This is a genomic window from Amphritea balenae (assembly GCF_003858655.1).
Lineage (GTDB): Bacteria > Pseudomonadota > Gammaproteobacteria > Pseudomonadales > Balneatricaceae > Amphritea > Amphritea balenae.
This window is the reverse complement of record NZ_RQXV01000014.1, coordinates 50,228-76,998: the sequence shown is the minus strand read 5'-3', so window position 1 is coordinate 76,998 and position 26,771 is coordinate 50,228. Positions and strand designations below refer to the sequence as shown.

At 47.6% G+C, this 26,771-nt stretch carries 19 protein-coding genes; 13 read left to right on the top strand and 6 right to left on the bottom strand.

Features of this window, described 5'->3' with window-relative positions; all coding sequences use genetic code 11:
• Positions 1 to 135: 135 nt before the first annotated feature.
• Together EHS89_RS19230 and EHS89_RS19225 are read right to left on the bottom strand one after the other, a co-directional pair.
• Positions 136 to 6,546, bottom strand: coding sequence for an AAA family ATPase (locus tag EHS89_RS19230; RefSeq protein ID WP_124927797.1), 6,411 nt, complete (start codon positions 6,544 to 6,546; stop codon positions 136 to 138).
• Positions 6,547 to 6,549: 3 nt separating this feature from the next.
• Complete coding sequence (locus tag EHS89_RS19225; protein WP_124927796.1) at positions 6,550 to 7,272, bottom strand: response regulator; 723 nt, start codon at positions 7,270 to 7,272, stop codon at positions 6,550 to 6,552.
• A gap of 335 nt (positions 7,273 to 7,607) precedes the next feature.
• On the opposite strand from EHS89_RS19225, the gene peaA (EHS89_RS19220) reads away from it, so the two are divergent.
• The 7 genes from peaA (EHS89_RS19220) (at position 7,608) to qhpG (ending at position 16,201) form a co-directional block, all read left to right on the top strand.
• Positions 7,608 to 9,203, top strand: coding sequence for a quinohemoprotein amine dehydrogenase subunit alpha (gene peaA / locus EHS89_RS19220; protein ID WP_124927795.1), 1,596 nt, complete (start codon positions 7,608 to 7,610; stop codon positions 9,201 to 9,203).
• A 75-nt stretch (positions 9,204 to 9,278) separates the two neighbouring features.
• Positions 9,279 to 10,724: a quinohemoprotein amine dehydrogenase maturation protein gene (gene peaB, locus EHS89_RS19215; RefSeq protein ID WP_124927794.1), complete on the top strand. Its 1,446-nt coding sequence runs from the start codon at positions 9,279 to 9,281 to the stop codon at positions 10,722 to 10,724.
• Between the two features lie 39 nt (positions 10,725 to 10,763).
• Positions 10,764 to 11,090, top strand: a complete 327-nt coding sequence (gene qhpC / locus EHS89_RS19210; RefSeq protein WP_124927793.1) for a quinohemoprotein amine dehydrogenase subunit gamma — start codon at positions 10,764 to 10,766, stop codon at positions 11,088 to 11,090.
• A gap of 11 nt (positions 11,091 to 11,101) precedes the next feature.
• Entirely contained in the window at positions 11,102 to 12,238 is a 1,137-nt protein-coding gene (gene peaD / locus EHS89_RS19205; RefSeq protein ID WP_124927792.1) for a quinohemoprotein amine dehydrogenase subunit beta, read from the top strand.
• Between the two features lie 120 nt (positions 12,239 to 12,358).
• Complete coding sequence (locus EHS89_RS19200; protein ID WP_124927791.1) at positions 12,359 to 14,089, top strand: ABC transporter ATP-binding protein; 1,731 nt, start codon at positions 12,359 to 12,361, stop codon at positions 14,087 to 14,089.
• A gap of 1 nt (position 14,090) precedes the next feature.
• The gene (qhpE, locus tag EHS89_RS19195) at positions 14,091 to 14,825 is read left to right on the top strand and encodes a subtilisin-like serine protease QhpE (RefSeq protein ID WP_124927790.1); all 735 of its coding nucleotides are present in this window, start codon (positions 14,091 to 14,093) and stop codon (positions 14,823 to 14,825) included.
• A gap of 44 nt (positions 14,826 to 14,869) precedes the next feature.
• Entirely contained in the window at positions 14,870 to 16,201 is a 1,332-nt protein-coding gene (gene qhpG, locus EHS89_RS19190; RefSeq protein ID WP_124927789.1) for a flavin-dependent monooxygenase QhpG, read from the top strand.
• Positions 16,202 to 16,316: 115 nt separating this feature from the next.
• On the opposite strand, the gene EHS89_RS19185 is transcribed toward qhpG, so the two are convergent.
• Entirely contained in the window at positions 16,317 to 16,811 is a 495-nt protein-coding gene (locus EHS89_RS19185; protein WP_124927788.1) for a MarR family winged helix-turn-helix transcriptional regulator, read from the bottom strand.
• Between the two features lie 247 nt (positions 16,812 to 17,058).
• Between EHS89_RS19185 and ectA the strand changes: the two genes are divergently transcribed.
• The 5 genes from ectA to thpD all read left to right on the top strand — a co-directional run bounded on the left by ectA (position 17,059) and on the right by thpD (position 20,518).
• On the top strand, positions 17,059 to 17,553 hold the full coding sequence (ectA, locus tag EHS89_RS19180) for a diaminobutyrate acetyltransferase (protein WP_124927787.1): 495 nt from the start codon (positions 17,059 to 17,061) through the stop codon (positions 17,551 to 17,553).
• Between the two features lie 50 nt (positions 17,554 to 17,603).
• Entirely contained in the window at positions 17,604 to 18,911 is a 1,308-nt protein-coding gene (gene ectB / locus EHS89_RS19175; protein WP_124927786.1) for a diaminobutyrate--2-oxoglutarate transaminase, read from the top strand.
• Positions 18,912 to 19,030: 119 nt separating this feature from the next.
• Positions 19,031 to 19,159 carry a hypothetical protein gene (locus EHS89_RS21525; protein WP_268239393.1) on the top strand — a complete coding sequence of 43 codons (129 nt, stop codon included), beginning with the start codon at positions 19,031 to 19,033 and terminating at the stop codon, positions 19,157 to 19,159.
• 18 nt (positions 19,160 to 19,177) lie between these two features.
• Positions 19,178 to 19,582 carry an ectoine synthase gene (locus tag EHS89_RS19170; protein ID WP_124927785.1) on the top strand — a complete coding sequence of 135 codons (405 nt, stop codon included), beginning with the start codon at positions 19,178 to 19,180 and terminating at the stop codon, positions 19,580 to 19,582.
• A gap of 24 nt (positions 19,583 to 19,606) precedes the next feature.
• On the top strand, positions 19,607 to 20,518 hold the full coding sequence (gene thpD / locus EHS89_RS19165) for an ectoine hydroxylase (protein ID WP_124927784.1): 912 nt from the start codon (positions 19,607 to 19,609) through the stop codon (positions 20,516 to 20,518).
• A gap of 304 nt (positions 20,519 to 20,822) precedes the next feature.
• Here thpD and EHS89_RS19160 read toward each other — a convergent pair whose 3' ends face one another.
• The 3 genes from EHS89_RS19160 to EHS89_RS19150 all read right to left on the bottom strand — a co-directional run bounded on the left by EHS89_RS19160 (position 20,823) and on the right by EHS89_RS19150 (position 24,652).
• The gene (locus EHS89_RS19160) at positions 20,823 to 21,731 is read right to left on the bottom strand and encodes a hypothetical protein (RefSeq protein ID WP_124927783.1); all 909 of its coding nucleotides are present in this window, start codon (positions 21,729 to 21,731) and stop codon (positions 20,823 to 20,825) included.
• A 294-nt stretch (positions 21,732 to 22,025) separates the two neighbouring features.
• A complete protein-coding gene (locus tag EHS89_RS19155; protein WP_124927782.1) occupies positions 22,026 to 22,859 on the bottom strand; it encodes a universal stress protein in 834 nt (277 codons plus the stop codon).
• Positions 22,860 to 23,152: 293 nt separating this feature from the next.
• Positions 23,153 to 24,652 (bottom strand): aldehyde dehydrogenase family protein, encoded by a 1,500-nt coding sequence (locus EHS89_RS19150; protein WP_124927781.1) that lies wholly within the window; start codon positions 24,650 to 24,652, stop codon positions 23,153 to 23,155.
• Between the two features lie 503 nt (positions 24,653 to 25,155).
• Here EHS89_RS19150 and peaA (EHS89_RS19145) point away from each other — a divergent pair.
• Positions 25,156 to 26,757 carry a quinohemoprotein amine dehydrogenase subunit alpha gene (gene peaA / locus EHS89_RS19145; RefSeq protein ID WP_124927780.1) on the top strand — a complete coding sequence of 534 codons (1,602 nt, stop codon included), beginning with the start codon at positions 25,156 to 25,158 and terminating at the stop codon, positions 26,755 to 26,757.
• Positions 26,758 to 26,771: the final 14 nt, after the last annotated feature.

The window sequence follows — 26,771 nt, the reverse complement described above, 5'->3', positions numbered from 1 at the left end:
TTTTATCTCCTTCTTTAACCGGAAGCTCTTGTGCCCCTCATTTGAGGGGCTTTTTTATTCTGTACCGAATATTCAAAACTGATTTTTGCAGAGTGTTTTCCAGCCTAATTAATTTAAGTCTGGTTATATCAAGCGCTAATCTAGGCTGGACCTGATCTCGTCTAAGCTTAGCGTTAACAGGCTAGTCAGTTCTCCGACGGTGGTAGATGTGGCTGATTGCGGGGCCTGTTCCAGTTTTTTGCTAACACCAGACAGAGCACTCAGGCCAAAATTGGCGGCAGCCCCGGCAAGCTGGTGGGCAAGCTTTTCTATTTCCTGAGCTTTGCTCTGTTGCTGTGCGACCTCTAATTTTACTATCAGCTGTTCGCACTGCTGCTGTAACTGGCTTAGCAGGGCTAAAAACTTATCATGTCCCAGCATTGAACAATGCTGACTGATAAGTGTTGAATCCAGTAACGTTTCCGATGATTGTTCTGACTGGATCGGTTTAGTAGCCATCAAAACACCTTCATTTTTATCATTAATTGTTGCCGGACTGGTTGCTACCGGGTTTCCGATCAATTGTTGTAACTCTTCAAACTGCAAAGGCTTACCAATAACAGCGTCGATACCGGCTGCATGATAGTTATTGATCTCGGCTTCGGTAAGGCTTGCTGTCAAAGCGATAATACGGATGTCCGCTTTGGCAGGTTGCTTGTGGTTACGCATGCGTCGGGTTGTTTCCATACCGTCCATATCAGGCAGGTGAATATCCATCAATACAAGGTCGTAGCCATTATCATTGTGAAGCTTCAGAGCACTGTAACCATCTCTTGCGATATCTACATAATGTCCATCGCTCTCGAGTAAACCTTTAGCCACTTGTTGATTAATCTCGGTATCTTCAACTAATAAAATACGCAGATCAGTATGTAGTACTTGTGACGGCGGACTGATTATTGGCTCCTGCTGGTTGGTATCAGGTAAGGGATAAGGAATCTCGAACCAAAACTGACTGCCCTGGTTTGCTTCGCTGCTGAAGCCAATCTTGCCCTGTTGCATCTCGACAATCTGTTTGCTGATAGCCAGGCCCAGACCTGTGCCGCCGTAGCGGCGGGTGATTGAAGAATCAGCCTGGGAAAACTGCTGAAAGATTCGGTTATGCGATTCTGGCGGAATGCCGATGCCGCTGTCCCGGACAACAAAGCGAATATTGGCCCGGTTGTCCTGTTGGTGGCAGGAAATTGTGATGCGTATATAGCCCTGCTCGGTGAATTTAATCGCATTACTACACAGGTTCATCAAAACCTGTCCCAGGCTACGCCGGTCGCCTATTACCTGCTCAGGTAGCTGATCGGTGATATTGAGTTGCAGCTGTAACTGCTTTTGCTGAGCCATAGGTTTGAGCATGACAGTCAGCTCATCAATCACTTTCCTGACCGAAAATGGCGCCAGTTCCAGGGCTGCCTGGCCCGCTTCTGCTTTAGTGAAATCCAGTACATCATTGAGGATTGAGAGCAACGACTGGCCCGATTGATAGATCGCTTGTACCTGCTGAGTTTGCAGCTCAGTAAGGGCGCCTTTATTGAGTAGCTGCGCCATTCCGAGAATGCCATTCATCGGGGTACGTATCTCGTGACTCATGGTGGCCAGAAATTCAGATTTAGCCAGACTGGCCGCCTCGGCTTTTTCACGGCCGATCTGTGCTTCCCGTTGCTGTTGTTCGGCTTTTTCTTTGGCTTTGCGTTCGGTGATATTGGTTATAGAGCCTTCGTAATATTGGGCAATACCCTGATCGTCTAACTGTCGGCGGGCAGAGATCGAGACATAAACCTGCGTGCCGTTTTTACGTAGCCAGCGGGTTTCAAAACCGATGACTCTGTTATCAGAGGCCAGTGAGGAGAGAAAACGTTCAAGGTCTTCAGGACTGGCAAAGCACTGACTGCCGATATCGTTAATACTGCTGAGGAATTGCTCCGGTGATTGATAGCCCAATAACTCCGCAAGCGCAGGGTTTGCAGAGATAAAGAAGCCCTGCGCACTGGCTCTGAAAATGGCTTCAACGGTATTCTCAAACAGTGAGCGATACTCCTGTTCGGAGTGCTCAAGGCTGGAATAGAGCTTAGCGTTTTCAATAGATATCGCTGCCTGGGCTGATAATATCTGTAAGGTTTCCATCCGTGTCCGGTCGAAAACATTGCGGCTTTCATTGTTTTCAAGATAGAGAATAGCGGTCAGTTCACTGTGATAAAGGATAGGTAAACACAGCAGTGAGCGAGGCTTGTGCTGGCGAATATAGCTATCCTGCATGAACATCTCATGGCTGTGAGCGTTGCTAAGTACCATATGCTGTTTCGTTCTTGCTACATAATGGCAAATACTCACGGGTAAAATTGTACTTTCATCCAGCAACTCATTTTCAAAAAAGCGGGGCGGTTGGTCCAGCTCCGTTTCCGCTTCAATAAACAGTTGGTCTTTTTGGCTGAGTATCAGTATTGCACGTTGCGCACCGGCACTCTCTAACGCAAGCGACATTAGTCGTCCGAGTAATTTTTCTAACACAATCTCTTCTGAAATGGCCTGAGAAGAGCGGATGACTGAGATAATGTCCAGGTTTTCATTGGACAGTTCCTGTCTGCTTTTTTCCGGGTTGAGCTCGGTTAACAAAGATTGGTGTTTAACGCTTCGTTCACTTAGCTGTAGAGGGTAGGCCTTGCGCAGCTGCTCCAGCTTGGCATTCGCCTGTAACTTTTCGAAGCCGTTCCAGGCTTCGTTCAGATAAATTCGGGCGATATTCTCTCTGTTCCACTCAAGATAGCAACGGCCTGCCAGTTCGTTAGCCAGTGCCGCAACCAGATGAAAGCCGTTATCACTGGCGTGGCTGATTGCCTCATCATACTGGTTCATCGCCTTGGTATACTGCTTATTTACCCGGAATAGCTCAGCCTCTAGTAAGTAAACAAAATGCAGGTGATTTTCGGGGCTGTGAAGGGCCCAGCGCTGGAAGCGCTTCAGTGTTTTGCGTACCGGTTTTAATCTGTGCGGCTGCTGTAGAATACTAACCCCTGAGATCAGTGCTAATTGCGACAATGCCGAGATGAACTGGAAGCAGGGTGAGGTAAACGTGCCGCTGATATAGGGTAGATACTCAGTACCCGTTTCGCTATGCCAGGCTGCCTGTTCAAAATCATGGAACAGGTAGTTCAACAACGCACTGTAATAATGATAGATAGAGATAGCCGTTCGATGATCTTCCAGTCGGTTCTGATCTAATAAATTCTGATTGAAGTAACTACCAAACAGTTGCGTGGGATTGTTTTTCACTTCACTGAGATTTTCCATTGCCTGGAGCGCTAATAGTGAATATTGCTCCGACTGTTTCTGGCCATGAAGATTCAGGGAATCAGTATATTTTTCTAAAGCAGGCTGTAGTTTGGACAGATCGTCTGCCAGTACAAATGCATATTGAATATAAGCTGCGAGACAGTAGCCTCCCCATTCCACATCACCGCAATCAAGTGCCAACTGGTGGCCTTCCAATAGTGATTCAAGGGTGTTGTTAAGTGGCTCTTTCCAGTGCCGTACGTAGGTATTGAATAGTGACAGGGTTTTATGATGAATCAAACGGGCGGGTTGACGCTGATCCAGTTCCATCGCCATAGTGCCCAGCTCATAACCTTTATTGATGGCATGATACTGACCACAGAGGATACCGCCGTATCCGGCAAAGGCCATAGATGAGTGAGCGGTCAGGCCGTGATTCAGGGTAAGCTCAACCTCTTTAGCCATGACTAACGGTCTGAGGCCCGAGCTGGAAAACTTAGTGGCACCAAACATACTGGCAAGAATCGAAAGGGCAGCAAGGTGGTGGGGATCTTGCATCGGGGGCGCATTTAATATCTGCTCTCTGTTGCGACGGTGCAGTAACCACTGAGTTCGCAATACGCCTTGCCAGCTCTGGTATTTTCCAGGTTCACCAGGCAAGTTAACGCCTAATAGTCTCAGTACTTGTAACGCAACCTGCATGGCCTGATCGAACTGATTACGCGCGACATGTGACTGGATTCTGATCTCATAAACCCGGACTTTATCCAACAGACTCTCTGCCGATTCAATGACCTGATCTATCAGGTTATTCATCTGCCCGAAGCTGGCTTTGATATAGGCTGCCTCCGCACAACTACTATATAGCGCCAGCGCGAGGGGATAATTATTCTGCCAGCAGTTTTCTGGCAGTAGCTCGATACCGGTTTGGAGGTATTCCAGGGCCGCATCAAAAGCGGCAGAGTCCAGCGCCCGGATACCGGCCTGACAATTGAGTTCTGCCAGTGTTGTTTGTTCCTGCTGCTGGACTATTAAGGAGCGAGCGCTGTTCAGGTGATTGGTAATTTCAAAAACCGGGCAGTTGTCGCTGTTCTTGTAACGTTGCTGCATCATTCTGCCAATTTTAAGATGCAGTTGCTGGCGTTTGGATTCCGGAATTAATGAGTAAGCGGCTTGTTGAATGCGGTCGTGTACAAAGCGGTAGCGGCGGTTATCTTGTTTGAGCCCCTGGTTTTGTGGAAAACTGCTGTCGAGAGGGATTAACAGGCCTTCAGTCACTGCTTGCCATAAGCTATCGGCGGTAGCGCGCGGAGCTTGTTGTAACACGGTGGATAGCGTTTGTAGCATAAAAGGGCTGCCTATACCTGCCGCGAGCTGCAGAGCATGCTGAGTGGGCGGCGGCAGCTTCTGGATTTTGCTGGCCATCAGATCAATAACGTTATCTGTCATCTCCTGCGACTGAATTTTCTGTTCATTCCAGTGCCAGCGTGACTCCCGAAAATAGATTAATCCTTCATCGTGCAACGAGTACAGGAACTGAATCAGAAAAAAGGGGTTGCCCTGTGTTTTCTCCATACAGGCTTTGGCCAGAGGTACACACTTTTGTGGCTCACAGCGTAGTGTGTCAGCTATCAGGCGGATTACCTGGCTCTGATTTAAGGGTTCTAGTGTCACTTCACTGAGCTGACAACTTCCTGAATTGAGTCGTTCAATGCTACGTCTCAGTGGATGCGTGGCTGAGACTTCATGGTCTCTGTAGCTGCCCACGACTAAAAGATTGGGCAGATTATTACTGTTAGCAAGGGCTTCAATTAAACCGAATGAGGCCAGGTCAGCCCAGTGCAGGTCATCAAGAAACAGCAGCAGAGGGCGGTCCGGGGTGGTAAAAACCTGTAACAGGGACTGCACCATATGGGAAAACCGGTTCTGTTCTTCTGTTGCTGACAGGCGTGGCGGGGCTGTCTGAGAACCGATAATCAGTTCAAGCTCAGGGATCAGCAGAATCAGGGCCTGAGCATTTTGCCCTAAGGCTTGCAGTATGGATTGTCGGTAGCCCGAAATTTCCTGTTCAGTTTCGGTCAGGAGTTGGCGTACTAACCCCTGCAGAGCCTGAATGATGGCGGAGTAGGGCCGGTTACGTTTGAACTGATCAAATTTGCCACTGATAAAGCGTCCATTCTGTTCATGGATGTAGTGGCGTAGTTCATGTACCAGGCTGGATTTTCCTACCCCGGCATAGCCGGTAATGAAAATGACCTCTTGTTGTTGCAGGCCGGCCCGGTCAAAGCTGTTTCTCAGCTTCTGTATAGTTGCTGCGCGGCCATACAGGCGTTGGGGGATTGCGAACTGTTCTGAAATATCCTGTTGAGCAATGCTGAACAGCGGAATATCCCGTTGTGTCAGCCAATAGCTAAGGCAACGCTGCAGATCTTGTGATAAGCCAAAACTGGATTGATAGCGCTGTGATGCATCTTTAGCCAACAGCTTAAGAATGATCCTTCCCAACATCTCCGGTAACTGATCATTCAAGACCTGAGGTGGTTCGGGATGTTTTGCTATATGCGCATGCAACAGCTGTAAGCTGTCTTTGTTATTAAAGGGCGGCAGGCCACTGAACAGTTCGTATAGTGTTGCTCCCAGGCTATAGAAGTCGGTGCGGTAATCGATATGCCGGTTAATCCTGCCGGTTTGTTCCGGTGCGATATAGCGTAATAACTCTGGTTGTAACCGCTGGGCATTCCAGCTGGCCTGTTCGCGGGTAAGCCGGGTCGCCAGAGAAAAATCAATTAACCGTATATCGCCGCTTTCAGGCAGATAGATAATATTATCCGGTGACAGCTTCTTATGTATGATTTTGGCATTGTGTAACTGACTCAACAGATCGCTGATTTTGATGACGATTGGCAGAAGCTTGTACCAGGGGAGTCTTTGCTGCTGCATTAGCTGGCGTAGACTAATACCCCCGCAATCAGTAAAGATCAGCGTGGGTCGATTATCTATTGTTGTAAATTGCAGTGGAGCAGGCGCGATATGTGTATCAAATTCAGCGTTAAGGCTGTTTAGTAACTCGTATTCGTGTTCGAAGCGGTTGATCTCTTCTGCTGTGATCTGGTTACTTACCAGCTGTTTTATGATGACTTTGTGTTGATCCGTATCGCGAACTGCGCGAAATATATGGCAGTTTTTGCCCTGATGAAGTAGCTCAATAATATGATAGCCGGCCAGGTGTGATAGTTCGGGCATAGCTTAGTTAAGCTCGCCGGCAAATACGTATCCGGCCCCATGTGCAGTAAGAATAAAGTGGGGATCTGCTGGGTTATCATTAAGTTTGCGCCGTAATCTTCCTACCATCACGTCAACGGAGCGGTCGTTGGGTGTCCATTCACGATCATGGATAGCATCCATAAGCTGGTCTCTGCTGAGGACCTGTCCGGGATTGCTTATCAGGGAGTGTAATAATTTGAATTCACCTTCGGGCAGGCGTTCAGATACCTGAGCCGGGGTGGTTAGCAGTCGTTTTTTACTGTCCAGCGACCAGCCTTCAAAATTCAGCAACGTCGAACTCACTTCGCTACCTAACGGAGGATGCTCGTTCACCCGCCATAAAAGGTTTTTCGCTCGTACCAGAAGCTCTCTGGGATTAAATGGCTTAGTGACGTAGTCATCAGCCCCCATCTCCAGGCCTACAATTCGATCTATTTCATCACCTTTACTGGTCACTAAAATGATGCCGACCCGCGACACTGAGCGAAGTTCACGGGTAAGGGTCATGCCGTCTTTACCTGGTAGGTTAATATCCAGCAGTACTAACTGAATTGATTCGTTGAGTACTTTTTGACAGAGGTCATCACCGTTATCAGTATCACTGACACGATAGCCTTCGTTTTCAAAATAACTCACCAGTAAAGCACGGGAAGCAAAATCATCTTCTACGATCAGGATATGCGGACTGTCCGGTGAGTTGTTCATAGACTAATTACCATCAATTAATTATAAAAATCCCAGTGGGCTGATTATGTGCATCTGAGTCTAGCAACTGCTGTGGGTTGATAAAAGCGAATCATAAATCAGGGCATTTATTATTTATTTAGTAATTTCAAATAGTTATAGTCAAGGTTGATGTTTGTGTGTTACATCTTGTTACATATGACTACAACTTAGCACAAATAACCAGAAATTCATTTACACCCGAGGGGTAACTTAAGCTGCAATCAGCCAAAAGGTTGAGGTAATAAAAAAAATAAGGGCCTGCATCTTTCGTTCTTAAGATGCTGCGAAAACAATTGTTACAGGAGTGATTGGCCTTGAATAATAATAAATCCAAGCGGGCGCTGCTAAGCGGCAGTGCACTGGCTCTGATGGGGGCTATGCTGACCCCTGCGGTGTCATCAGCTGCGGATGGTGAGACGCTGATACAGGAGAAGTGTTTACTCTGTCATACCCAGACAGGTGATCCGGAGGCTCCTTTTTCTCGCATTAGCCAACAGCGGAAAACCCCAGAAGGCTGGCAGATGACCATTAATCGTATGCAACGGCTTAACGGGCTGGTGATCTCTCATGAAGAGACTCAGGCAGTTATTAAGTATTTGTCTGATACCCAGGGGCTGGCACCATCAGAAACAGCACCGCATCGTTATGTATTAGAACAGAAGCCAAATGTCGTTGAGGACGTGGACCCGGCATATGCTGAAATGTGTGCCCGCTGCCACTCCAACGCTCGCTTCGGCCTGCAGCGCCGTACATTGGGTGAATGGCAGTTACATGTAAACACGCATATGGCGATCAATCCAACCACAGAACTACATGCGTTGGCACGAGATCGCTCATGGTATGACATCGCTTATAACGATGTAGCGCCAAAGCTGGCAACCGATTACGCCTTTAATGATCCGGCCTGGGCTAACTGGCAGAAGATGGCAAAGCCAGATCTGACTGGCAGCTGGAGTGTAGCTGGCTTTATGCCAGGCAAAGGTGACTACAGTGCAACACTGACCGTTACTGAAACAGCAAAAGATAATTTTTCCCTGACTCTGCAAGGCCATTATGTTGACGGCAAAAAGTTGCAGGGCAGTGGTAGCGCGAAAGTGTTTGCCGGTTATGAATGGCGTGCCAGTCTGGCGGTTGATGGTGTGAAAATGCGCCAGGTAATGGCGGCGTCTGAAGACGGTTCAGCGATGACCGGTCGTATGTATCAGAGTGCACATGATGAGATCGGCGGTGAAGTAACAGCCGTTGCTGGTAAAGCGGTTGTTGCGCTGTCTCCCGCTGCGATTAAACAGGGCCAGCTACAGAAAATAACCATTATTGGTAGTGGGCTGAAGGGTTCTGTATCTCTGGGCGATGGTGTTCAGGTCGTAAAAGTACTGTCACGTGATGCTGATCGTGTTGTGGTACTGGCAAGAGCGTCTGCTACTGCTTCTGTAGGTCTGCGTAATGTAGCTGTTGGTAGTGCTAAGGCAAATGCTCAGTTGGCCGTTTATGATGCGGTTGCCTCAATACAGGTAACGCCTAATGAATCCATCGCTCGTGTCGGTGGTAATGGCGGTAAGTTACCGAAAGTTAAGTCTAGCTACCGGGCTCTGGCATTCAGTGCTGGTAAAGATGGTCAGCCAGGTACGGAAGATGATATGCGTCTGGGTTATATGCCAGCGCAATGGTCTTTGCAGCCATTTGATGAAGTTGCTGAGCATGACAAAGATCTGCAGTTTGCAGGGTCTATTGACAGCAGCGGTGTATTTACGCCGGGCGATGCAGGTTTGAATCATGAGCGTAAATTCTCTACCAACAATGTTGGTAACCTGAAAGTGGTTGCTAAGGTGATGGATGGTGATAACGCGGTTGAGAGTGATGCGCACCTGCTGGTGACTGTACCCACCTTTATCAAACGAGCGATTCAGTAATTGTTGTACTGATAACAACTGCCAATAACAGACTTTTACGAAAAGCCTGGACCAATAACAAAAAAAGAGGCTGATATGGGATCTTTAACTCTGGTTAAACCGAACCTGCATCTGGTGGATGTAGAGGCGCGGCAGATGCTGTTCCATGTTCCAACATCCAGTCTGTTTGAACTGGATGATCTGAGCCGGGAACTTATCGAACTGTTCTCGGAGCAGCGGGAAGTATCTGCACCACAGATCCGTGAGCGGTTTGATGGCCGCTTTAATGCCGGGGAAGTGGTGGATACCCTCGAAGAGTTTAAGACACTCAAGATCGTTGCTGACGCTGAAACGGTTGCTGCCAATAAGGCACAGATTAATATTGAGCCTAAGCCGGTTAATCAGTTTCCGTTGACGACCATCGTATTGAACACTAATACCGGTTGTAACCTGAGCTGTACCTACTGTTACAAAGAAGATCTGACCACTCCGTCTGAGGGTGACAAGATGAGCTATGAAACAGCGGTGCAGTCAGTGGAGATGATGCTTAAAGAGTCTCCCGACCAGCGTCAGTACAACGTTGTGTTCTTCGGCGGAGAACCACTGACCAATATGACACTGATCCGCAATGTAGTGGCTTATTGTGAAGAGCGTTTTGCCGATCTGGAAGCCGATGTCAGCTTCACCATGACCACCAACGCCACCATGCTTAATGAGCAGCTGGTGGACTGGTTTAACGAGCACCGTTTCGGTCTGACCATCTCGATGGACGGGCCCAAAGCGATGCACGATAAAAACCGGATTACTGTCGGTGGCCAGGGTACCTATGAAGTGGTGAAACAGAAAGCACAGATGTTGCTGTCTCGTTATACATCACGGCCGGTAGGGTGCCGGGTTACATTGACCCGGGGGATTACTGATGTGGAAGCGATCTTCGATCATCTGTATCAGGATCTTGGCTTTTCGGAAGTCGGTTTTGGTCCTGTGACTTCCGGTGATATTAGCTCGTTTAACCTGACCTCTGACGAAATGGTTGAAGTATTTGCGGGTATGAAACGTCTGGGCAGGAAGTATCTTGCTGCTGCGCTTGAGGGCCGCAATATGGGATTCGGCAACATGCATATGCTGATGACCGATATCCATGAAGGTAACAAGAAACAGTTACCTTGCGGTGCGGGTGTTGGGCTACTTGCGGTAGACACTCAGGGCGGCATCAATTTATGTCATCGGTTTACCGGTTCAGATCAGCCACTGTTTGGTGATGTTAGTGACGGATTGGATAAGCCTGCGCTAGCGGAGTTTGTCGAAACCCGGCTGGATCGTACTGAAACAGGTTGTGAAACCTGTCGTATCCGAAACATCTGTTCTGGCGGTTGTTATCACGAAAGTTATGCCAAATACGGTGATGCCACTGTGCCTTCCTATCACTATTGTGACCTGTTACGCGACTGGGTCGACTTTGGTGTGGAAGCGTACACTCGCATCATGCTAGAAAATCCGGGCTTTTTCGAAGCCCATGTGACACCGAGGGCCTCACGCTAATGGCCGTTAATGTGAATAAGCCCTTTAGGAGTACAAATAATGAAACATCTCAAGTCGTTTAATAAGAAAGCGAAAATGCTCGACCAGGCCACTTCACAGAATGAAGTGGAAGAAGTTGTAGCGATGCAGTCTGTGGTGGGTTGTACCTCCACCAATGATCCGGGCTGGGAAGTTGATCCCTTTGGTGGGTTGGGCTCTTTGTGCCAGCCGATGGAATCTGATCTCTATGGTTGTGCGGACGCCTGCTGGTGGCCGGCTCAGGTACCAGACACTATGAGTCAGTACCCTGAATGGTCAAAAGATGTGGCTAAAGCAAATGAAGACTGGCGTAAGCTGGATGGCATTTTCCCTGAAGAGCAGAAGTAACGGAGGCGCAGATGAAATTTTCTAAAATGTTTAAAGCGGCAGCGTTGCTGGGGGCTGCGGGTAGCGTAGCACTGTTATCAGGCTGTGCTATGAATCAAAGCAGTGCACTGAATGGTATGAAGGCCGGTGGTCACGAATATCTGTTAACAGTGACCCGACCAAATCAGCTTCATGTGATCGACACTGAAACCAAGCAGGTATTACGTAGCTGTGATGTGCCTGGAACCTTTGGTACAGGTGCTGTACAGCCTTCACCGGATGGTCGTACAGCCTATGTACTAACCAATGGTGCAGAGGATGTATACGGCTTTGATATCACTAATTGCGAGATAACCTTCTCAGCTAAACAATCGCAAAACGGTGAGAAGGTTAAAACCTTTATCTCGCTGGCGATTAGTGGTGATGGTAAAGAGCTGTACACGGTTCAGAATCCTACCCGCAAGCTGAATGACCGCTATGAGGTCCTGGCCCCGCGCCTGGCGGTATTCAATACCGAAGATGGTATGGATGCTAAATCAGTACGTACTTTCCCGGTTGATCGTCGTATTACCAAGATCATGACCATGGAAAATGGTGAAGTCATTCTGGGTGGCGCTGATATTAAAGCGATTAACCCAGAGAATGGTGAAACCCGCGTGTTGAGCGCTCTGCAAAGCTGGGCTCGCGGCGCAGACTGGATTCCACCTGATGCTTTTGCAATGTTTACCCAGGGTGAGCATGTAGGGGAGTACATCATGCCGTACTTCACTATTAAGTGGAACGGCGCACCAGGGGACATGGAACAGGCTGAATTCTGGTGGGGCATGAGCCGCATCGATATTGCTACCGGTGAGGTTGATGAACGGGAAACCGTGCCATTTGAATTTATTGTGTTCAACTGGATTACTGATCCTGCTGACAGCAATATTTTGTATGGTGCATTCAATCAGCTGTCAAAGCACGATCTTAGTCAGAATAAGACTGTCGCTATTACCGACCTGGATCATACCTTCTATAGCATCAATATGGATCGTGATCGCACTATCTATATTGGCGGTACGTCCAGTGACATTTCGATCCATAATCCGGACACTCTGGAGAAGATCGGATCGATCCAGCTAAGTGGTGATATGTCGACTTCTGATCTGCGTATTGCACGCTTACTGTAAGGCGTGTAACTTACAGCTATAGCTAGGGTTTTCCCTAACAAGGAAAGGGCTGTCCGATGACAGCCCTTTTGTGCTTTAAAAACCTTTTACACATTAAAAATAATAACAACTGAGAAGATAATGTTTAGATGGCTAAGTGCCGCAATTGACGGTCAGGACCGGGGGCGGTTAGAAGACGCATTTCGCTGGCTTTATACCTTTGTAAAGCCGCAATCAAAAGCGATTATCGGCCTGATGCTGTTGTCTGTATTTGGTTCAGCGATGGTGTTGCTGCAACCCTGGTTAACCAAAATGCTGATAGACGATGGTTTGCTGGCCAAAGACTACGGCATGCTGGTTACTATGGCTATCGCGATGATTCTGGTAGGCATTGCCAGTACTGCACTGTCTGGTATCAACCGTTATCTGCATACCCGCCTGTCGGGCAAAATTCTTTTCTCCCTGCGCGAACATCTTTATGAGCATCTACAAACCTTGTCACCCCAGTTCTATGGGGGGCGTCGTATAGGTGACATACTATCGCGGCTTGACGGTGATGTATCTCAGATACAGCGCTTTGCCGTTGATAGCATGTTCTCGGCTTTAAGCAGTGTGCTGGGCTTGGTCGGCGCATTGGTGCTACTGGTGACCCTGTCCTGGCAGTTGTCCTTGCTGGTGCTGGTATTGATTCCTCTGGAAGTGCTCTGGCTACGCTGGATGCGACGTAAGGTTGAACGGCAAACCCGGGTAATCCGTGAGCGTTCTGCTGATCTGAGTTCGTTTTTGGTCGAAACCTTGCCGGCAATGAAGTTTATTCAGTCTGTGTCCCAGGAAAAGCGGGAATCCCGTAAGCTGAATAAGCTGAGTGATAGTTATCTGACTGATCTTTTAAAGTTGCAGGTCACCGAATTCTTTACCCAGGCAATTCCCGGTACATTAACCTCGCTGACCCGGGCGACCGCTTTTCTGATCGGTGGTTACTGGGTGATTGAGGGGCAGTGGCAGCTCGGCTCTCTGATCGCTTTTTCTACTTATCTGGGTATGGCGACCGGCCCGGTTCAAAGCCTGCTAGGTCTTTATGTTGCGATTCAACGTATGTCGGTCAGCCTGGACCGGGTAATGGACCTGCGCCGGGCAGCGCCTGATATTGAAATGCCTGAGGTGCCAGTAGTCCTGCCTCAGGAACTTAAAGGTGAAATCAGGTTTGAGCGGGTCTCGTTTAGCTATGAACAGCGTGAAGATCCGATTCTTAGTCAGACCAGTGTTCAGTTTCCTCCGGGCATGAGTATTGCCCTGACAGGTCCATCCGGGGTAGGTAAATCAACGGTTATTGATCTGTTGATGCGTTATTACGATCCGGATCATGGCCGGATCACGATCGATGATATTGATCTTAAAACACTGGCACCGATGGCGCTGCGTAAGCGGGTTGCTTTAGTGAGCCAGGATATCACTCTGTTTCGAGGCTCACTGGCAGAAAATATTCGCTATGCGGCACCTGATGCGACCGATGACCAGATCAATGACGCCGTAAAACAAGCTCAATTGACAGAACTGGTTGAATCTTTGCCGTTGGGTTTAGATACGCCTCTAGGCGAACGGGGTAGTCAACTGTCCGGTGGCCAGAAACAACGGGTCGCTATTGCCCGGGCGATTCTTCAAAAGCCCGTTATTCTTATTCTTGACGAGGCCACTTCGGCGGTAGATGAAGCAACAGAAGCTGAAGTGATTGCCAATGTGAACCGGGTGTTTGCAGACCGTACCCGGATTCTGATCAGTCACAGAGCATCTACCTTAGCTAATGCCGATGTGCGGATAGCACTGACTGATGGGCAGTTGATTAGTGAAAACCCGTTACCGGAGGCTGGTTGAAATGGCTACTAAAGAGACGGGTAATACGGCTGAAAAAAAGGTGCTGATCGGTATTGTTGATAGCGGTTATGGCTTTGCCCATTCACCGTTAACTGGCGTTGATCAGGTGAGGGTCACACAGTCATTCAGTTTTGACGATGGGATTGTTACCGGCCCCGTTACGGATGACCAGTTAGGGCATGGTTCAGCGCTGTTGGAAGTGATCGCTGAACAAGCTCCGGATGCTGAGTTTGCGATCGCTCAGATATTTTCCAAGCGCTTAAGCACAACACCGGCGCAAGTGGCAGCGGCCATTGACTGGCTGGTGGAGCAGGGTGCAGCAGTTATTAATCTGAGCCTGGGGCTACGCAATGATAGGGATAACCTACGTATTGCCTGCGAAAAAGCGATTGCGGCTGGTGTAATCCTTTGTGCATCTACGCCGGCTAAAGGTGATCCGGTATATCCGGCAGCTTACCCGGGCGTGTTTAGGATGACCGGAGATGCCCGTTGTCGTGTCGATCAGATCTCTTGCCTGCGCACCCAATATGCGGACTTTGGTGGTTATGTAAAAGCCCGTAACGGGGTCATCGGAGCCAGTGCCGGCTGTGCTCAGATGGCAGGCCATATAGGCCGTTACCTGAATGAAGCTGGGGATACCTCGATGCAAGCGGTAGATAGCTGGTTGCAACAACAGGCTGATTTCTTTGGTGCAGAAGTGCGTTTTCCTGATGCCAAACAGTCGCAATCTCAATGAACCGGCACAGTCATGATAACCCGGAACAATGGAGGACAGGACCGATGGAAACAGAATACAAAATTGTCGTATTAGGTGGCGGTCCTGCGGGTGGGGCTACCGCTTTAGGTTTGAAAAAACTGGGTTATCAGATGACAGTGATTGCAGAACCGAGACCGTTTAAAGCGGTTGAAGGTATTTCTGAGCGGGTAGTGGAAGGTTTACGTAATGCCGGTTTTACGCAGGCATTAGCTAATCTGCCTCAACCTTCACCCCGGAATGCCAGTTGGAATGGTGCTACTAACAGCGCCAATACTGAGATGCTGATCAATCGAAGTGAGTTGGATAGTGGTATCTTGCAAGACCTGCAAGCGGCAGGTGTTGAGGTAATTACTGGCCGGGCTGCTAAGGTCAGTTCAAGTGATAGTGGTCATGAAATAGAGATTAAAGATTCAGCTTGTGGGGGTATTTCAGCTGATTTTCTGGTGGAGGCCCGGGGTCGCAGTGCGCCGGCTGCCGGACTTGATCGTTTACGTGGCAGTGAAACTGTATCCCTGTTGCAATATTGGCAGGGCGAGCCTTGTAAGCCCCAGTCTGCAGCGGAAAGCTTTGAGGATGGCTGGGCCTGGATGGCGGCCTGGTCCGATGGTACCCGCTATCTACAAGTGACTTTTGATGTGGCGACAGCTGATTTGCCGGATAAAGCACAGTTGATCGACCACTGTAATAACATACTGTCCGGTCTTTCCAGTGCTCAGCCGTTTTTAGAAACCGCTGAAGCCACCGGTGTTATTCATGCCCGCACCAGTACACCTGTTTTATGTAAAGAAGCGATAGGGGCTAACTGGATCAGGGTGGGTGATGCGGCAATGGCGGTAGATCCGTTATCCGGCAACGGTATTTTTCAGGCGCTCTCCAGTGCACTGCAAGCACCTGCAGTGATTAATACATTGCTTAAACAGCCAGCAAAAGCAGAATTGGCAAAACAGTTCTACCAGCAGCGGGTTAATCATCTGTTCTTCCGTTTTGCCCGTATAGGCCGGGATTTTTATGCATCAGAAGAGCGCTATTGGGATAATCCGTTCTGGGCTACACGACGTAACTGGCCCGATGTAGAGCCTCTGCATCAGGATACCGATCCGGATTCACTGCAAGTGGTTCGTATGCCCGTTGTCAGCGAAGGCTTGATTGAAGAGCAGGATGTGGTGATTACCAATGATCAGCCGTTAGGTATCTGGCATCTTAATGGCATCGCTATGGCGCCCGTTGTTAAAGCATTGCAGAGCAGGGGGGATGGAGAAAGCGTCGCGGCTTGTTTGGAACCATTAGGTTTGTCGCCTGAGCTGAATATCGGTATGGAACGCTGGCTGGTACAAAACAACTGGATAAGAGCCTGAGTCAGATTTTTTGCACGGAACGCTAAAGCAATGCTGTCAGGCAAATAGTTTATTAGAGAGTGGCACAGAACAGTCGTAGACTTAATCGTCTACGACAATTTTATTTGCAGTAAATTTAGTTTTTTGAGTGATCGTTCTGCGCCCGATCCAGCTGGCCTATATCTAACAAAGGAGCTGCATCCAGGTGCTGAGCATTGAGCATGAAAGCGACTCGCTCAAGGCTTGCTACGACCATTGATTGTTCCCAGTTCTGTATGTCTTCGAAGTGACGGACAAACAGGTCCTGTTGAGTGGTAGGAGCACCTTTCATCAGCTCAACACCATCGTCGGTGAGGCTTACCCATACCTTACGTTTATCTTCTGTTCCACGTTGTCTGGCAATAAGTTCTTTTTTCTCAAGACGATCCAGAATGCTGGTGACGGTGGCCTGAGTCAAAGCCATCTCTTTAGCCAGTTCACCGGTTGTTAGTTGCAAATTTTCCCGCAGTGTTTGCATCAGCATTAGTTGTGCTGGAGTGAGCCCGGTTCTGCGGCTGATCTCCTTATCCTGCATATCAGTTGACCGAATGATCTGTCGCAGCAGTACAAGTGCTTTCTGGCTATTTTCCATCGATTTTCCTGCGCTGATTTTTAATCGGCCATTCTACGTATATTTGGATTTCTTATCTATCGATCAATCAATGATGCTTTAGTTGTGTTTGTTCGTATTGCTAACTAATTTACCTGCCTTTTTGTTCAATATATAAGCAGGTATGGGTTGTTAAACACATTTTAGTATGTTTTATAATAAAGAAAAGCTTAGCAATGCTAAATATTAGTAATACTAAATTTTAGCAATTCAATTTATTAGGGATGCAATGAATATTTCTGGCGTAATTTTACGCAAACCCACCGCAGAAGATGGTCAGTTAGTACATCAGCTTATTACCCGAACCCCTGAATTAGATAGCAACTCCTGTTACTGCAACCTACTGCAGTGCAGTCATTTTTCTGACACTTCTATTATTGCTGAAAAGCAGGGGACTACTTTAGGATTTATCAGTGGTTATCGAAAACCGGATAATCCTCAAATCTTATTCATATGGCAAGTTGCTGTTAGCTCAGAAGCCCGTGGTTTCGGACTTGGAAGCAAGATGCTTAATCAGTTGATAGAGCGTGATGAAAATTGCGCTATTACCCATCTGGAAACAACAATTACTGAAACTAACAATGCCTCATGGGCATTGTTTAATCGATTGGCAGAGCACTTTAATGCCCCTCTTGAACGTTCAGTGATGTTTGATCGAATTACCCACTTCAACGATGAGCATGATTCTGAATTACTTGCCAGAATCGGCCCTTTAGTACGCTGATACTTCGCCCTTCTAAACAAATTATAAAATTTACTATTTAAGAGTATGTTATGAAAATATTCGAAGAGATTGAATCGGAAGTTCAATCATATGCCCGTGCGTTTCCGCGTATCTTTAATAAAGCGCAAGGTGAGCACTTGTATGATGAGGATGGTAATCAGTACCTCGATTTTCTGGCCGGTGCCGGAACCCTGAACTACGGGCATAACAACCCGATATTTAAGGAAAAGTTATTAGATTACATCCATAGCGATGGCATCACCCATGGACTTGATTTGCATACCAAAGCAAAAGGCGAATTTATGGAGGCTTTCAATGAAAAAATTCTTAAGCCCCGTGATCTGAATTATGTGATGCAATTCACCGGACCTACAGGTACTAATGCGGTTGAGGCTGCCTTAAAGCTGGCGCGTAATATCACCGGACGTGAGAATGTAATCAGCTTCACCAATGGGTTTCATGGTGTGAGCATGGGCGCGCTGGCGGCGACCGGTAACTCGCATCATCGGGGGGCAGCGGGTGTTAGCCTGAGTGGCGTTAGCCGTATGCCTTATGACGGTTATCTGGGTGATGATATTGATACTACCGTCTATCTGGACAAAGTACTGAGTGATTCCAGTAGTGGTATTGATAAGCCTGCAGCAGTCATTGTGGAAACGGTTCAGGGTGAAGGTGGAATCAATGCCGCCGACATAAAGTGGCTCAAGCGCCTGGATCAGGTATGTAAAAAGCACGAAGTGTTACTGATTGTCGATGATATTCAAGCTGGTTGTGGCCGTACAGGAACCTATTTCAGCTTTGAAGAATCCGGTATTAAACCAGATATCGTTACACTGTCGAAATCACTGGGTGGATACGGGCTGCCGTTTGCCGTTGTTCTGTTCAAACCAGAACTGGACCAGTGGAAGCCGGGTGAACACAACGGTACCTTCCGGGGTAATAATTTTGCTTTTGTAACCGCTAAAGCTGCCATTGATCACTACTGGTCTGATGATACTTTCGCCAAAGAGATTATGAGTAAAGGTCGTTTTGTCGCCAATCGTCTGGCTGAGATAGTAGAAGAATACGGTGACGGCAACTTCACTACCCGTGGTCGCGGCATGTTCCAGGGTATCAACTGTGTCAACGGTGAGTTGGCTGGAAGGATTACCAAGAAGGCATTTCAGAAAGGTTTGATTATCGAAACAAGCGGTGCAGATGATCATGTTGTTAAGCTTCTTTGCCCGCTCATCATCGATAAAAAGAACCTGGCTAAAGGCATCGATATTCTTGAAGAAGCTGTACGGGAGGTCTGTGCTACAGAAGACTCTATTCCTGAACAGAAGAAGTATTTCGATCCGGTCGATCTTGCTAGTTGAGTAGGACAAATCAGGGGCTGATTTATATCTGGAAAGGAGAGCGTGTACTCCTGCCTGATAGGGAACATGGGCGGAGATATCAGCTTCGTTGTATCAGTGGGTCAGGATTGATTCGCCTGATGTCACGCTCCCGCCCTGTGCGCTTAGAACCGCAACAAGAATTAATGATTCCGGCTGATGAAGTGGTCACTGTTTCTGGTAGTGAGGACATGGTGATCTTGTTACAGCCCGGCAAAGTAACAGAATGATTGAATGAAGGAATAATGATGATAGTTCGTGACTTGAAGACAGCAGAGCAAAGTAATCGTCGAATTGTATCTCCAGACGGGAACTGGGAAAGCACCCGAATGCTTCTTAAAGATGACAATATGGGCTTCTCCTTCCATATCACGACCATTTATAAGGATGCTGATTTTCAGATGCATTATCAGAACCATCTGGAATCCGTTTACTGCGTATCGGGTGAAGGCGAGGTTGAAACCTTGTCTGATGGTAAGAAATACCCGATTAAGCCGGGTACGCTTTATATTCTTGATAAGCACGATAAACATATTTTACGCGCGTTCGAAGAGATGCAGATGGCTTGTGTGTTCAACCCGCCGCTAAACGGAAAAGAGGTCCATAACACCGAAGGTGCTTATGAACTGGAAGCTGAAGCAGTATCGGCCTGATAATAAATTTAAGAGGATACTTTTATGCCAAGCCAAGAGCAGCCGACAGATCTCTATCCCTCCCGTCAAGGTCAGGAACGATGGGTTGAGCGTCAGGATCCGACTGTCTATGCACCCAAGGATAAGGTAGCGCCTGTTTCTGAGCAGCAGATCCGGGAATATGCAGAAAACGGTTTTATGGTGTTGGAGGGGCTATTTTCAGACACTGAAGTACAAGCGTTTCAACAGGAGCTTAAACGACTGCTCAGTGATGATGCTGTAAAAGAGTCTGGAGAAACAATCACTGAGCCTGAAAGTGGCGATGTACGGTCTATTTTTCGGGTGCATAAAAACAGTCCGGCATTCAGTACGCTGGCTGCTGATAAGCGGCTAGCGGATTTGGCTCGTTATATTCTTAATGATGACGTATATATTCATCAGTCTCGCCTGAACTATAAGCCTGGTTTTCGAGGTAAGGAATTTTACTGGCATTCAGACTTTGAAACCTGGCATGTAGAAGATGGTATGCCTCGAATGCGGGCGCTAAGTATGTCGATTACACTGACCGAAAACTTTGAACATAACGGCCCGTTGATGCTTATTCCGGGATCTCATCGTCAATATGCCGCTTGTGCAGGAGAGACGCCAGACAATCACTTTCAGGCTTCGCTCAAGAAGCAGGAATATGGTGTGCCCTCAGATACTCAGTTAGAAGATATGGTGAAGAGCGGGGGGATTGTGACGGCAAAGTGTAAACCTGGCAGCGTAATCATATTTGATTGTAATATCATGCATGGCTCTAACGGCAATATTACTCCTGAGCCTCGTTCAAATGTGTTTTTTGTCTATAACGCGGTCAGCAATCAAGTGGTTGCTCCGTTTTGTGAACAGCCCCCGAGACCGGAATATATCTGTAGTCGTGAGCAGATCAAACCTCTGGCGCCCATTATCGGATAAAACCGGCAGAACAATCCCGGAAAATCATGAGCTGCTACATAGCAGCTCTTTTTATCTGAACAAATAAAACCTGAGTAATTGAGCCGCTTAGCAATTCAACAAGTTACCTCAGGTTTCATAAACAATTAATTTAAGAGCCTTCAGGAGGGCGATAGCCGGTTCAATTTAGGTGTGCTTTGTGTGCTCTGAGGAATAACATTGAGGAGTCGTAGATTTGATATTCTACGGCTCTTTTTTAGTGTCTGCTTGGTAGCCATGAGGAGACATTATTCCCCGTTAGAAGGTACACTGGAGTTGCGTAGGGTCAGGTTAATGGCAGCCAGCTATAAAGAAAATCGAGTAGATCATGAAGCCAACCACTATGCTCTGTCACTCTATCAATATTTAGGAAACCAAATAATACCAATAGAGGAATAGGTAGAGTTGCAATCGCAGTCATCATCAGAAAATAAGGCCAGGTAATTAATCGTTTACTCATTCCCGAAAGTAAAGATAGCCCCCCACCACCGCCAATAACGCTATTGCCAGGAAAGTTCAAACACACTGCAAGAGTTACATAACGGTTTCGAAGGAGAACTTCTCCTAAGCGACATAACCATGTTTGCCCTCTTACCAGCTGTTCTAAGAGATCATCGACGTCTTCGGCCTTATGCTGCAACCCAAATTTTTGTAGCCACTTTTGTAGCAGCGAAGGAGGTAACAACCTTCCTGCACCATAGGCGAGATTAAGTCCGATCAGAGTGCCTCCATAGGCTACTAATACCCCTGTTACACCAAATATGGCCATGATTAATAATCCAATTTCTACTCCAGCAACAAAGGGCATGGCCAAAAACAGTGCATACATGCAGGCTAAAAGGATAAATCCAACCATCCCCATCATATCCTGTAGTTGATTAAGAACAGCTTCTGCATTACTTTCGCCTAGATGGGACACACCGTGCCCTATAACTATCAATGCCGACCAAACCACAATAGTTAAACCACCCTTCCAACCTGGTCGTTCAGCCTTCGGCAGGCTCCAAATTATGAAGTAAATCAAGACGCTTAATCCTCCAACTGCGGCCAAAATTGTAAGGATAGGATGAGCAAGGAGCTTCAATACGAATTGAGAATTAGCGTGTAATACGTGATGGGCCACAGCCATAATTAGAAGCCAGGCAAAAAGAATCAGACATAAACGCACACACACCATAAATCTCGTTTGGATCACTGCGTTATCTCCTGCACTTGTTTTCAAAGCGACTGTACATCGGCTTCTGAATAGCGTCAGCCAATTGTGTATAGACTAGGATAAATTTGGCGAAAACATCTCATTTTATTTAACTATCTGTTTAGCCCGTAGGCTGAAGGAAGGGGCGCAACTCAACGTATTCACATGAAAATACTGGCATCAGGTGTTGTGTTACTCATTGCCCCCACAGTTGTTAGCTGACCAGAAAAAAGCAAGATCAAGCCTTGGGCCAGATGTGTAATCTGGCTTCAATAAACGCCTATCACTCTTTTGTTAATGATAAATTGGCATCTGTTCAGCCAGGCCAGGTTTAAGAACCAGTACATCGGTCTCGAGACGATCAAGAAGTTGCTCTGCGGTATTGCCTAACAAAGCTCCTTTTAGGCCACTGCGGCCCCTTGAACTGATAATGACCAGTGCTGCATCCTGCTCTCCTGCAATCTGCGCTATCCAGCACTCAGCAGGCCCTTGTCCTATGTGTAGTTGATGCGTTGTTATTTGCAGCTGATTCATTAATTCAACGGTTGCTCTACGGGCCCGTTGATCGATCAGTTTCTGCACTTGCAGCTCAGGTACCATTTGCATTCTGGCCGGGGTCGCAACCACCGTTTGCAATTTAGCGCTTTCTTGATGCGCGATAAATGATGCTAGTCTGAGTACACTCTGGTCATGATGTATTTGATGCTCTTTGCTACTCAGCGGATTAATGGCAGCAACAATACTTTCACCGTGCCAGGCATGCCTGCGTTTAATTAATAGTACCGGGCAAGGGGTATGCCTGAGTAATTTCCAGTCGGTAGGGGTGAGCATTGACTCGCCGTTGTGCCGGTCATCGCAACCTTTGATCAATAGAGTGAAATGGTCATCATCCCAGAGTTGTTGGACAGTCTTGAGTAACTCCGTTGATTGTACCTGTCGATATATCTGATCGGCATTGTCATAAGCTTTTATCTTTTCTTTTAGTTCAGGCTGTGATGATGGTTTTCCAAACCAGAGCAGCTCAAGTTCACAGTCAGTTTTATTCGCGAGTAGTCTGGCCCGGTTATAGGCTTCTGTGCAGTAATTTCCACCATCCAATACCAGCAGAATTCGTTTGTTGAATATCATTTTAGCCTCCTTGCTTTACGTAAACAGCCGCTAAATATAAGCGAAATTACGATACTTAAAAGTTGAAACGGGGCGGTTAAGTAAGACTAGTTCAGATTGTTGATATGAATAGTTTAGATTTAGATTGATATTCAATGAGTGGTTACAAGTATAGTTACCTTGCAATGTTGAGCATTATGATTACTAGTGTGTAAATTTGTCAGATTGTCCGTCAAATCAGGCAGCAAGGGCTTGATAACACAATAAAAAAAGGAGGCCGAAGCCTCCTTTTTATTGGCGTACAGACAAGTTTTTTAGATGCTCATCAGTACCGATTTAACTTCGGTGTAGTGCTCGATCACATCGCTACCCATTTCGCGGCCGAGCCCCGATTGCTTATAACCGCCAAATGGCAGAGCAGGATCAAGTGCGGTATGGCAGTTTACCCAGACTGAGCCGGATTTAATGCGTGGAATCATACGATGCACCTGCGACAGGTTGTTGGACCAGATGCTAGCGCCCAGACCATACTGACTGTCATTGGCGATACGAACGGCTTCTTCAATATCATCAAACGGCATCGCCACTAATACCGGGCCGAAGATCTCTTCCTGCACTACACTTGAATTCTGATTAACATCTACCATCACAGTTGGTTTAACAAAGAAGCCTGGGCCGTCAACTGCACCACCGCCCGTTGTGATAGTAGCGCCACTGTTGCGCCCCTGTTCGATGTAGTTACACACCCGTTGTTGTTGTTTCGCACTTACCAGCGGCCCCATCTGAGCTAATGGATCCAAACCTGCGCCCAGCGTCATGCCTGAAGCGATATCGGAGATATCAGCAACTACGTTATCGAAGTGCTTCTTATGTACATAGAGGCGGGAACCGGCACAGCAAACCTGTCCCTGATTGAAGAAGATAGCATTGGCGGCACCGGCTGCTGCGTTCTGCAGATCGGCATCTTCAAGTACAATAGTGGGTGACTTACCGCCCAGTTCGAGGGTAACCCGGGTCATCGTATCCATGGCCGCTTTACCGATCAGTTTACCTACTTCCGTTGATCCGGTGAATGTCAGTTTGTCGACATCCGGGTGGTGCGACAACGCCGCACCCGCTTCAATACCGGTACCGGTCACGACGTTCAGCACGCCCGGTGGATAGCCTGCTTCCAGTGCCAGTTCACCCAGCATCAGAGCGGTCAGTGGGGTTTCATCGGCGGGTTTCAGTACTACGGTGCAACCGGTAGCCAGCGCTGGACCCAGCTTCCAGCAGGCCAGTAGCAGTGGGAAATTCCATGCGACAATGGCGCCGACTACACCCACTGCTTCACGACGGGTATAGCCGTGGAACTGGGCATCTGGCATGAAGGGTACTGATACATCAACACTACGGCCTTCAATCTTAGTTGCGAAGCCTGCCATGTAGCGTAGAAAATCCACCGCCAGGCGAATATCGACATGTTCTGCGATAACAACGCTTTTACCGTTATCAAGGGATTCAATCTCAGCCAGAAGTCCGGCATTTTTTTCAATCAGATCAGCAAAATTCCATAACAGCTTTTGACGATCAACCGGCTTAATACGGCTCCAGTCTGAATCGTCAAAGGTTTGCCGCGCCATTGCTACTGCTTTATCTATATCGGCTTTAGTACCGCTGGGAACCGTTGCCAGTTGTTCTCCATCAGCAGGGTTTATAACAGGTAAAGTGCGGCCATCTTCAGCAGCAAGCCACTGATCGCCAATCAGAAACTTATGTTGACGTTGAATAAAGTCCAGTGCCGCTGTAGAGGGTGACTGTTGTGATTCGCTCATATTTAAACCTTCTTATTGTTGTTAGCAGATATTTGTTTCGAGATAACTGTTTAAAAACAAGTCAGCCAGGCACTCTGTCGATTGCGATGGTCTGACACTTTGTTGCTTAAATGTGGCAAGCGTCATGCCAGAGTGAATAAACTGATTTAAAGTACTGATTTATAAAGGCTATTGAGGGTTTTGTTAGAATAAACAGGATTCTGCGGACTGTTTTACAATGAGACAGAGTGTAAAAAAATAAGTCAGTGCAAGGCTGTGTTGATCATGAGCCTGCAATGCGGCGGCTCCCGGTTGGTCAGTGTTACATTTCTGAACAACCTGTCGCGGAATGGAACAGTTCTATCGAGCCGTTCATCTGTAAGTAAATCCCCTTATTTTATCTATCTAATTGAAAAATATAGTTTTTATGTTTTTGGCATATGCTGTGCAATATATCTGGGCAGGACAGAACTATGGGTAGCTTTTCGTTACCCCACAATAAACATAAAAGGAGTCTGGCCTTGATGAAGAAATTAAAACTCCCCCAAATAGCGGGTGGATTATTGCTCACAGGTTTGATGTTGCCCCAGGGGACTGTGCAAGCCGCAGCCGATGCTGAATCAATAATCCGCGAAAAATGTCTTGCCTGTCATACCGAAGAGAATGCTGATACATCGACGTTCAGTCGTATGAGCCACCAGCGTAAAACCCCTGAAGGATGGTTAATGACCATCGCTCGAATGCAGGTAATGCACGGTCTTCAGGTAAGTGATGAAGAACGCCGTACTTTGGTCAAGTACTTTGCTGATAAGCAGGGGCTGGCGCCGGAAGAAACAGCGGGTTCCCGTTACGCGATGGAACGTCGCTTGAATACCATGGAAAATTTTGAGTCATCAGATTTCACTGAAATGTGCTCCCGTTGCCATTCCGGTGCCAGGGTGGCGCTACAACGTCGTCCGGCATCAGAGTGGGAAAATCTGGTTCATTTCCATATGGGGCAGTGGCCAACGTTGGAATATCAGGCGCTTGCCCGTGATCGGGACTGGATGGATCTGGCATTTAAAAAGATGGTGCCGGAACTGGCGAATAACCTGCCTTTGCAATCGGCCAGCTGGGATAAGTGGCAGAACATGGATAAGCAACTGATGAGCGGCAGCTGGAGTTTTAGTGCGCAGATGCCGGGTAAAGGTGATATCCGTGGTGTGATGACTGTGGCCGGCGGTAAAGGTGATCAGTATAAGGTCAAAGTTGATGGTGAATATGCCGATGGCTCCGCATTGAAAGGTGGTGGCTCAGCCATTGTATATACCGGTTATGAATGGCGTGCCAATCTGAATATCGACGGTGTAAAGATGCGTCAGGTATTCGCAGCGTCGGCAGATGGTACTGAGTTGAATGGTCGAATGTTTGAAACGATTCATGATGAATCGGGCATGGATTTTAAGGCCGTTCGTGCGGGCAGTACCGAAAAATTGTTGTCTGTTCAGCCTGAATATATTCGTACCGGCAGCACAGAGGTGCTGACTCTAGTGGGTACGGGCCTGGGTAAGAATATCTCCTTAGGTGAAGGCGTTAAGGTCGTTAGTGAGCTTTACCGCGATGAAAACAAAGTGGTTGTTCAGGCAACTGCGGTTAATTCAGCAACACCCGGTGAACGTAAGGTTAAAGCGGGTAAGGCCAATGGTGCCACGATCAATGTGTTTGATCAGATCGGTAGCATTAAAGTTATCCCTGAATTCTCGGTAGCACGGGTGGGTGGTAACGGTGGCTCAACACCAAAATTTAATGGTCACTTCCAGGCTGAAGCCTGGGCCAATGGCTCAGACGGTCAGGCGGGTACTGAAGATGACATGCGCATCGGTTTTGTGCCGGCCAAATGGCATGTAGAGCCTTTTGATGCACAAGCTGAAGCAGATCGTGATACACACTTTGCCGGAACAATGAATGCGAAAACCGGTGTCTTTACTGCTGGAGCTGCCGGACCAAACCCAGAGCGTCGTATGTCGACCAATAATGCCGGTAATCTGAAAGTGGTGGCCGATGTTATAGAACAGGGTGAATCACTGACTGCTGAAGCTCAGATGATTGTGACCGTTCAGCGCTGGAATAATCCACCTCTGCCATAAGGTTTACCTGACTT